The 9635-nt window shown below is 40.5% G+C and carries 11 protein-coding genes; 2 read left to right on the forward strand and 9 right to left on the reverse strand.

Annotation, left to right across the window (positions count from 1 at the left end; translation table 11 throughout):
* Window positions 1-166: 166 nt before the first annotated feature.
* From L4D19_RS29720 to L4D19_RS29730, 3 genes are all read right to left on the reverse strand, one after another.
* Entirely contained in the window at window positions 167-781 is a 615-nt protein-coding gene (locus tag L4D19_RS29720; RefSeq protein ID WP_428455385.1) for a hypothetical protein, read from the reverse strand.
* Between the two features lie 595 nt (window positions 782-1376).
* A complete protein-coding gene (locus L4D19_RS29725; RefSeq protein WP_428455386.1) occupies window positions 1377-1856 on the reverse strand; it encodes a hypothetical protein in 480 nt (159 codons plus the stop codon).
* Between the two features lie 2537 nt (window positions 1857-4393).
* Entirely contained in the window at window positions 4394-5248 is an 855-nt protein-coding gene (locus tag L4D19_RS29730) for a hypothetical protein (protein ID WP_428455387.1), read from the reverse strand.
* A gap of 216 nt (window positions 5249-5464) precedes the next feature.
* Between L4D19_RS29730 and L4D19_RS29735 the strand changes: the two genes are divergently transcribed.
* Window positions 5465-5749, forward strand: coding sequence for a damage-inducible protein J (locus tag L4D19_RS29735; RefSeq protein ID WP_428455388.1), 285 nt, complete (start codon window positions 5465-5467; stop codon window positions 5747-5749).
* Complete coding sequence (locus L4D19_RS29740; protein ID WP_428455389.1) at window positions 5746-6024, forward strand: type II toxin-antitoxin system RelE/ParE family toxin; 279 nt, start codon at window positions 5746-5748, stop codon at window positions 6022-6024. Before L4D19_RS29735 ends, L4D19_RS29740 begins: the two co-directional genes overlap by 4 nt.
* A gap of 114 nt (window positions 6025-6138) precedes the next feature.
* Here L4D19_RS29740 and L4D19_RS29745 read toward each other — a convergent pair whose 3' ends face one another.
* The 6 genes from L4D19_RS29745 to L4D19_RS29770 all read right to left on the reverse strand — a co-directional run.
* Entirely contained in the window at window positions 6139-6798 is a 660-nt protein-coding gene (locus tag L4D19_RS29745; protein ID WP_428455390.1) for a hypothetical protein, read from the reverse strand.
* Window positions 6799-6915: 117 nt separating this feature from the next.
* The gene (locus tag L4D19_RS29750; protein ID WP_428455391.1) at window positions 6916-7284 is read right to left on the reverse strand and encodes a hypothetical protein; all 369 of its coding nucleotides are present in this window, start codon (window positions 7282-7284) and stop codon (window positions 6916-6918) included.
* A complete protein-coding gene (locus L4D19_RS29755) occupies window positions 7284-7667 on the reverse strand; it encodes a hypothetical protein (RefSeq protein ID WP_428455392.1) in 384 nt (127 codons plus the stop codon). Before L4D19_RS29755 ends, L4D19_RS29750 begins: the two co-directional genes overlap by 1 nt.
* A gap of 124 nt (window positions 7668-7791) precedes the next feature.
* Entirely contained in the window at window positions 7792-8403 is a 612-nt protein-coding gene (locus L4D19_RS29760; RefSeq protein WP_428455393.1) for a hypothetical protein, read from the reverse strand.
* A gap of 152 nt (window positions 8404-8555) precedes the next feature.
* Window positions 8556-9152 carry a hypothetical protein gene (locus L4D19_RS29765; protein ID WP_428455394.1) on the reverse strand — a complete coding sequence of 199 codons (597 nt, stop codon included), beginning with the start codon at window positions 9150-9152 and terminating at the stop codon, window positions 8556-8558.
* A 147-nt stretch (window positions 9153-9299) separates the two neighbouring features.
* The coding region (locus L4D19_RS29770) for a hypothetical protein (RefSeq protein ID WP_428455395.1) at window positions 9300-9635 on the reverse strand (336 nt) is incomplete at its 5' end.

A 9635-nucleotide genomic window follows, 5' to 3' on the forward strand; every position in this document is an offset into this window, starting at 1 on the left:
TTCTTCTACAAACTTATCACTATAAATACAATAAATTGGCAATTAAACCTCCTACTGCTAACGCCTGCAATAAGGTGTGCCCCACGAAACCAACAAAGCACACCTAACCCCATACCAAAACCGCCGAGTGTAACGCATCACCTTGATTGCCTTGTTATGGCTACCTTTAAAGTTTACGCGCAATCATTATCACGCCTGGTACAGCGTACCCATCATAATGCCTATAGTTAATGTCTCTCTCAGGAAAACACCATGCCAATAAATCATGTTCGATGTTATTTTCAATTGTGCTCAGTACATAGTTTAAATCTTCAGTAATGTTACCTGACCTGCTTTTTTTCATATAAGGTACAAAAAAGGTTAACCCGACAGAATTAACATCACTTCCACCTTTTGTATGCAAAGCATCGTCAATGGCTTTTCCCAAGTACTCATTTATATGCTTTATAAAATTACCATTAATTGAGCATTTTTTATATTTTGCTTCGATATACTCTGACTGACCGCATGGAGACCTGAGCCAAAGATCAACACGACCATTACGCGAAGTTTTCTCATCACCTTTAATATCTTGAAACTCTTCAAGCGCGATATAACCAGATGCCCATGCTGCACTTGCTAAAGTTCCGATATTTGCTCTTTCGTTGGTGTTAAACGCTGTATCAGATTCATGAGTAATAGAAGTATATTTAACTAAGAAATCACTCCACTTTTCACACATTGGAATCCAATGGCTAAGGTTATCCGTTGCTTTTACACCAATTAAATCTGAATACTTCATTTATCTACCTGTAGCCATAACGCCTGCAATAAGGTGCCCTGCACTGAACTAACAAAGCACACCAAACTCCATACCAAAACCGCCGAGTGTAACGGGTCACCTTGATTGCTTTGTTATGCAACTCCATACATTAATTCGATCATACTTGGCCAAATGCCTTTCAACGCGTGATGAGTTTGCGACATTCAGGCAACAAGCACAGGCCCTAATAATTCTGATTCACTTTCAACAATTTGAGCCAGACCAAGTTGCATGACAGCCTCTTGCAGACAGGATTGGCTGCTGCACCGAGCTATTTGTTAAGACAAGTAATAACCCTTTCAAAGCAATGTAACGCTGGAAACTCACTGCTGAATTGCCAGGGTAAAAGGCGACAAAGAAAACGACAACCTACTGTTCTTTGAACTTTCAGGCAGCCTTTCGCTGAACGAATAGCCAGAGGAATCGTGGAAATGTGTGATGCACATTCTACCATCGATGAACTTGGCTCTAAGGTGCATAACGCCTGCAATAAGGTGCCCCACGCTAAACCAGCAAAACGCACCGAACTTCATACCAAAACCGCCGAGTGTAACGGGTCACCTTGATTGCCTTGTTAGCTGATATTCTTAAACTTTTTCGCCATGGTCAAAATTTCATCGTTACAAAAACCACAAAAGCTCACGCTGATAAATACTATTGCGACATCAATTTCTTTTGACCCATTATTTGAATAAAAGTCACGAGGATACGCAACCCCGAGCTTAAGGTAATTCATACTACGTATGTTTACTAGCGACAGTTCCCGAACAGCTGTCCACGGAATAACATCCTTAAACCCATATTTATTAAACCCTTTGCGGTAAATACCTTCAGAAAGAAACAGCACTCTAGACCTAATCAACAAGGTGATAACTGAGGTAAATAAAAAAGTAAAAAAAGCCGAATCAAGTAGAGTGCCATTTTCCAGAAGATACACAAAAGAAATACCTTCCAACAAAAGTATTCCACCAACTAGTATGGGTACTAGCAAGGTGCTGAAAGCTACAAACTTTACGGCCTCAGAAAACTTCGCTTCTAAGTTATATCCCTTCAAAAGCAACCTCCACTAATCAGCTAACGCCTGCGATAAGGTGCCCCACGCCAAACCTGCAAAGCACACTAAACTTCATACCAAAACCGCCGAGTGTAACGGGTCACCTTAATTGCTTTGTTAGGCATTTCCACTTGTGGCTTCCCTACCTGGCAGTCGAACTCTCAGCGCGCTCCGGCGCCAACCATGGGATACAGCACACACGAATCTTCACGAGACATGTAAACTATCAACAGCTTAAAGCCAGCTACATTTGCATGACATCCTGATGAGATGCCAATCAAGGCTGCATCACTTGAATGATGGGTTGAGTAAACGACAAACCATTCACTGCTTTGTATCGAGGAAGCTATGAATGCCTATTGCCATCGACTGAGGCAGCAAAGAACGGAGCAACTTGCACTTCCCAGATTTTTAAGGACAGCCCTACGATGAACGAATGATCTAAGATTTCCCGTTCTTGAGCGACAAGGCCACGACCAGATCCAAAAGCAGTCTTTTCTCATGCCTAGCGCCTGCAATAAGGTGCCCCACGCAAGACCAGCAAAGCGCACCGAACTTTATACCAAAACCGCCGAGTGTAACGGGCCACCTTGATTGCTTTGTTATGCAACTCCATCCATTAATGCGATCATACTTGGCCGAATGCCTTTCAACGCGTGATAAGTCTGCGACATTCAGACAACAAGYTCAGGCTCTGATAATTCTGATTTACTTTCAACAACTTGAGCCAGACTAACTTGCATGACAACCTCTTGCGGACAGGATTGGCTGCTGCACCGAACTATTGGTTAAGACAAGCAACAAGCTTTTCAAAGCAATRTAACGATGGAAACTCACTGCTGAATTGCCAGGGTGAAGGGCGGCAAAGAAAAYGACAACCTGCTGTTCTCTGAACTTTCAAGCAGCCTTTCGCTGAACAAATAGCCAGAGAAGTCGTGGTATTGAACGATGAACCTTCTACCATTGAGGAACTTGGCTCTAAGGTGCATAACGCCAGCCATAAGGTGCCCCGCACTAAACCAACAAAGCACACTGAACTCCAAACCAAAAATGCCGAGTGTAACGGGTCACCTTGATTGCCTTGTTAGCCCAATTAGAGCCCATGAAACCAAGGGAAAAGACTCATTGCTCTATGACCTTCATAGTCTGTTTTATTGAATAGCTGTTTTCGGCACTTTCTCAGACTGAATATCGCTGGAATTAATAGTAGCGAAAAGCCCCATTGAAGTGGATTTGAAGACCCATAAACAATTAGACCAGCAAAATTTATTAGAGAAATAGCAATGATAAACCAGTTGCATTTGATGTGTACTTTTTTCAGAGACGAATAAGACTCCCAGTCATAAATAAACCAATCATGACTATTTTTATGACAAATTGGACATTTACCTGAAGTTGGAATTTTAGGAACCATTATCTGACAATTAGGGCAGCGACCTTGCACATTTCCACCTTACTTTTCTTGTTGGACTAACGCCTGCGATAAGGTGCCCCACACTGTACTAGCAAAGCGCACCTAACTTCATACCAAAACCGCAGAGTGTAACGGGTCACCTTGATTGCTTTGTTAGGCATTTCCACATTCGACCTTCCTACTTGGCCACCGAACTCTCAGAGTACTGCGGCGCCAACCGTGCGATACAGCACTCACTAATCCTCACGGGACATGAAAACTATCAACACCTTAAAGCCAACTACATTTGCATGACAGCCAGGTGAAGAGGTAATCGAGGCTGCATCACTGAGCGGATGGGTTAAGTAAACGACAAGTCTTTCACTGCGGTGTATCGAAGAAGCTAGGAATGTATATTGCCATCGTCAGAGGCAACAAAGAACGGAACAACCTGCATTTCTCCGAACGTTAAGGACAGCCCTACGATGAACGAATAACCTAAGATTTCCCGTTCTTGAGCGATGCGGTTACGACCAGATCCAAGAGCAGGCTTTTCCCATGCCTAACGCCTGCAATAAGGTGCCCCACGGCCAGCTTACCAAGCGCATCGAACTTCAAACCAAAACTGCCGAGTGTAATGGGTCACCTTGATTGCTTTGTTAGGCATTTCCACATGTGAAATTCATACTTGGCCGCCGAACTCTCAGCGCAGTCCGCTGCCAACCATGAGATACAGCATGCACTAAATCTCAAGTAACACTAATACTATCAGCACCTTAAAACCAGATACACTTACATGACATCCTGATGAGATGCTAATCAAGGCTGCTTCACCGAGCTGATTAGTTAAGTTGAAGACAGGCCTTTCACAGCAATGCATCGAGGAAACTATGAATGTCTATTGCCGTCGTCTGAGACAGCAAAGAACGGTTCAACTTGCGCTTCCCAGAACTTTAAGGGCAGCCCTACAATGAACGAATGGCCTAAGATTTCCCGTTCTTGAGAGATGCTGTTACGACCAGATCATAAAGCAGGCTTTTCCCATGCCTAACGCCTGCAATAAGGTGCCCCTCGCTAAACCAGCAAAGCACACCGAACTTCATACCAAAACCGCCGAGTGTAACGGGTCACCTTGATTGCTTTGTTATGGCAATTGGGCAACCTTTCTAATTGCGGCAAAAAGTCGGTTTGAGTCAACACCTAACTTTTTTAGTTTAAATGGTTTCTTAGACAAACGTGTTAAGACCCAAACCTCTGGGATACGATTGCCATTTTGAAACTCATCGACAATATGAACACCTGTAATATCAGAAAATGAAATACTCTTATTACCTAATGGATAAAACACCTCGATGTATCCATTATTAATTTCAACACCTGTAGCGGTTACAATATAGTCATATATAGTAATAATAACTACAATACTTACACCACCATAACCTAATAAGTAGTTGCCATCAGCACCAACGTACAAGCCTAGTGTGGAGAAAAATATAACAATGATAAAATTGAATAAATGATAGTTAGTAGATTTAGTACATTTTGAAAAATCCAACTCCGAAGACTTCGTGTATACTTTTTCAGATATAATGTACCTAAGATCCTCAAAACCTATTAACTGGTATTCAACCCTCAACAACTTAGTACCATTATAATCTAATAAATATAAACATTGAGATAGTTCCCTTTCTTTAATTTTTGATATTTCTTGCCATAGAATAAGCCCTCGTTGTTTACCTAAGTGCTTGTACCATATACCATCATCATCAATAACAATATCTACATAAGGAATTTTTCTCAATAGTAACCATGCTAGGATTGAAAGTGAGCCAAAAAACACAACACATAAAACAGAAGTTATAATAACGTTATCTTTTCCTCCTACTTGTTCATCCGGAAGAAACGGCAATATAAAGCCTAAAGCCGTAAATGCTAGAGAGAGGACTAAGCCCCCTTTCATAAAGGTGATGAGCTTTTTACTAACCTTAAATTCTTGCATAAAACAACAAACATCCTCCAACATTTGTAATGTATACACCTGTTACACTGAAATGCCATAACGCCTGCAATAAGGTGCCCTACGCTAAACCAGCAAAGTACACCGAACTCCATACCAAAACCGCCGAGTGTAACGGGTCACCTTGATTGCTTTGTTAGTTGCCCTTGCCCAACACCAGTGCTAACATCTGTACACACGTAAGTTTTGGAGCAACTCATGGACACTAGAATTCAATTTCGCGTTGATGATGAAATTAAACGCTTAGCTCAGCAATTGGCAGAAAGCCAAGGCCGTACACTAAGCGATGCTTGTCGTGAGCTTACTGAGCAAATGGCAGAGCAACAACGCAAAGCATTATCCCATGACTCTTGGTTAACTGAACAAGTAAACCTTGCCTTCGAGAAGTTTGACTCAGGAAAAGCATCTTTTGTTGATCATGACTCTGCAAAAGCACGAATGGCTGAACGTAAAGCGAAGATTCGCAACCGAGGTCAACAATGATTTTATGGGAAGAAGAATCTCTAAATGATCGCGAGAAGATCTTTGAGTTTCTTTATGACTTCAATCCTGAAGCCGCTGAAAAAACTGACGAAATCATTGAAGAAAAAGTAGAAAATTTGTTAGAACAACCATTGATGGGTGTTCAACGCGATGGAATTCGAGGGAGATTACTCATTATTCCTGAGATCTCAATGATAGTATCCTACTGGGTTGAAGGTTCAACAATTCGTGTAATGCGAGTCCTTCACCAGAAGCAAAAATTTCCAACCGACTGATTGTAGCCGGTTGGCAACTAACGCCTGCAATAAGGTGCCCCGCACGAAACTAACAAAGCACACCGAACTTCATACCAAAACCGCCGAGTGTAACGGGTCACCTTGATTGCTTTGTTATATTTCAGTCTCGACAACTTCACTTCTTTCAATTTTCATGTGCTTACCAGTTAACAGTACATGAGCACTCTGCATTGATTCATTGTACTCATTTCGCTTTTCAAGCATAAACTTAACCCGGTGATCAAATGCCCAATATCCCTGTGTACTTTCTCGCTCTAGATACTCGACAACTTCACACCTAATTTTTTCACAATACCTCAGTTCTTTATATACAGTTGTTACTTGTTGGTACAACTCAACATCCAATGAAGCAACTTCTTTGAGATAACTTTCGTACCTCTTTGTGGAAAATCTGGGGAAAGGCATACGAAGTAGACCATATTTAGCTTTGTTGCCAAGTTGAATATTTACTCTGTCATTATGGTAACGGTCTGTATTAATTTTCTTGTAAATTGGAATATCTTCTTGACTTAGTTCCAAAGCACGTTCGACTTTAACTAAGACACTATAAAGTGAATCTAGAGCGTAAAAGTTATCCTTTAACTCTTCAGCCAGCAGTAACTTGAACGTAGAAAGCATACGTCTTTTTTCACGAATGCGCTTAGAAAGGTCTAAGATTTCACGTGTGCAAAATAGGATTAGGGTTACTACAACTGTGACTGGTAAAAACTCTGAAATCAAACATAAACCTCTTTGAAATATAACGCCTGCCATAAGGTGTGCCCCACTGAACTAACAAAGCGCACTGAACTTCATACCAAAACCGCCGAGTGTAACGCATCACCTTGATGGCTTTGTTATGTTTACGGAAACCACAAGCCAAACAGCAACTTACTGGCTACGCACTAATTTACATTGCTCTTCTAAGCTAGATTTGAGTTTCGATACTTTTATGTCGCATTTTTCTTTGTCAGCGGAAGCCGTCAATTTGTATTGTTCCTTTAACCACAAAATTCGCGATTCACTTTCTTTAGTGATCCGAGTTAACTCTTCCTTGTGTTTCTGATCGATTCTTTCAATTTGCCAAGTGTGATAAACCCAAAAACCTGTAAGCATAGATGCTATTAAAGTGCCGACAACGATACCAGGATGCTTGCCAAACCATGCTTCCCAGCGATTGCTGCTACTATTTTCTAAAGCTAAAACTCTGTCGGAAAGATTACCACGAGTTTCATTTTGTCTGGTTTCTTGAGAGCTCATTAAGCCCCCTGTCTCGGAGAAATAATTCGATTAATGTCATCTAATACTGCTTTATTCCCCCAATGTTCATGATCGTCTTCTCCCTTGACGATAACTATACGATTACCGTCCATATATACATTCGTCCCTAAAAATGTAACCCCCTGAATGTTGCCACCAATCATTCGTTGGTCTATTCGTTCTAAGGTTGTATTTATTGAAGGAACGGTATCGATAATTTTGATTTCGTTACGGTTTTTCTCAGTTATATCAAACTCAATTATCGCTCCACCTGAGTTTGCAGGATGGATAGTTGCAGAAACATTCAGTCCTTTCTTAAGATAACGAGCTAAGGACTTAATAAATGATTCTGTGTATTTTTTTAGTTTCTTATGATTATTCATATTCTCGATTCTTAATAAGTAAACATAACGCCAGCAATAAGGTGTGCCCCACCGAACCAGCAAAGCACACAAAACTCCGTACCAAAACCGCCGAGTGTAACGCATCACCTTGATTGCCTTGATACTAAGCAAAACTTTCGTTTAGTAAAGCCCTAATATCACTTGGCATACCCCAAGAATATTTTTCAAGAATTGTCCTTATTGTAGCGTTCCATGCAGAGTCATTATCTGTTTCAATTAAATGACTTTTCTTCTCAACTAAAAGGCGTTTAATCTCCGAAACATTATGAAACTCTGGCCAAAGCCGTTCTGCACTAGAAAATTGCTTTATAGCGCCCTCAACGTCTCGTTTAAGTAATGCCTCAAATCCTGCTCTTTCTAACCTTTCTACCTTTTCAAGTCTACTTGTGCCATTAATGGACGCTCGTTCTAAAACTTTATTTACCTTGAGCTGAGATAACTGTTTGTTCAAGTTTTCATCTAAACTTTGAACTCTATTGAGTAACTCTTCTGAACCTGATTGAGAAGCTATATCTTCCTGCAGCAACCTAATTTGTTCATGTGTATCTTGGGTTACTTTTTCTATTGCTTTACCTATTGTAATACCAAATGCTTGTACTTCACGGTTCTCTAAAATATTAAAAAGTCGTTCTCCATGAAACACAAACGCAAGTATTAATACTAAGGGCCAAACTAATACCTTTAAGTACTCCAAAATGATTTCATATATTTTCATGATTATTCCTTCAATCAATTTATCAATCAATGAACTGACATTTTGCCTAACGCCTGCAATAAGGTGCCCCACACTGAACTAACAAAGCACACCGAACTTCTTACCAAAACCGCCAAGTGTAACGGGTCACCTTGATTGCTTTGTTAGCTGATTCAGCCACAACTTAACACGGATTCTAAAAAAGGGAACTCCCTCATACAATGTTCTTCTATTCGATTTCGAATAAACTGATCATCATCGTCATGTCGAGCAAGACACAAGTAATAATTTTTGCCTTGATGCTTCGTGTATACGACCCATTCACCTGTCATTTTCTTTTCCGACTTACGCTTATTTAAAGTCTCGTCCACCATTCGCCTTGCGATTTCAGCAGCTTGTTGTTCAGGTAATAACGATTTCTTATCAAGGGTTTCATCGATGATGCTTTTAAGCCCATTTTTACCCAGACCTAACTTTATGTTTTGAGGAATATATCTCGATGATGAGAAATGTATGTGGTGTAACCCTTTTAAAGGGTGGTATTTAAAAACACTTGGGGATTTGATTCCTGCTCGATTAATACCCTTCTCATAATCGTTCAGTACCATAAAAACCTCATCGGAACCAACCCCAAATAATTCATGGAATGCCATTAAATCAGCTAAAAAAAGCTTTGAATAGTAACCTTTAATCTTCCATGAAATACCACTAATTCTCTCAAACTTAAGTAGTTCTTCTTCAGCCACTTCAACTTGAATCGTGTGTTTCATGCCCTTTCTCCGAATCAGCTAACGCCTGCAATAAGGTGCCCCACGCTGAACCAATAAAGCGCAGCTAACTCCATACCAAAACCGCCTAGTGTAACGGGTCACCTTGATTGCCTTGTTAGCTGCTTGCCAGCTAGGTCTACGTAAATATCAATGCAAATTGTAATTGATATAATGCTTAAATATTCTTCCGCCAGTACTACTTATAGTAGCTATAGGTTTCAGCAAAGTATTAAAATGAACACCAAGCACACGGTTTGTATTTGATCTGCTCTTAATCGCTTGAGCTAAATTATCATGAACTTGACACAACTGATCGATGTCACCATTTTGAGCCTGAGAGAAACAATCATTTCTACCATCCCAAACACATTCAGAGTTACTGTGTAGCCCAAAGCCATGCATCATCTTTTTTTGTACTAATTTATTCATTTGGTTAGAAAATTGGTTCTTAGTTAAAATATAACTATCAATTGATACCCATTT

Origin of the sequence: Photobacterium kasasachensis (genome assembly GCF_050336885.1) — a bacterium.
Lineage (GTDB): Bacteria > Pseudomonadota > Gammaproteobacteria > Enterobacterales > Vibrionaceae > Photobacterium > Photobacterium kasasachensis.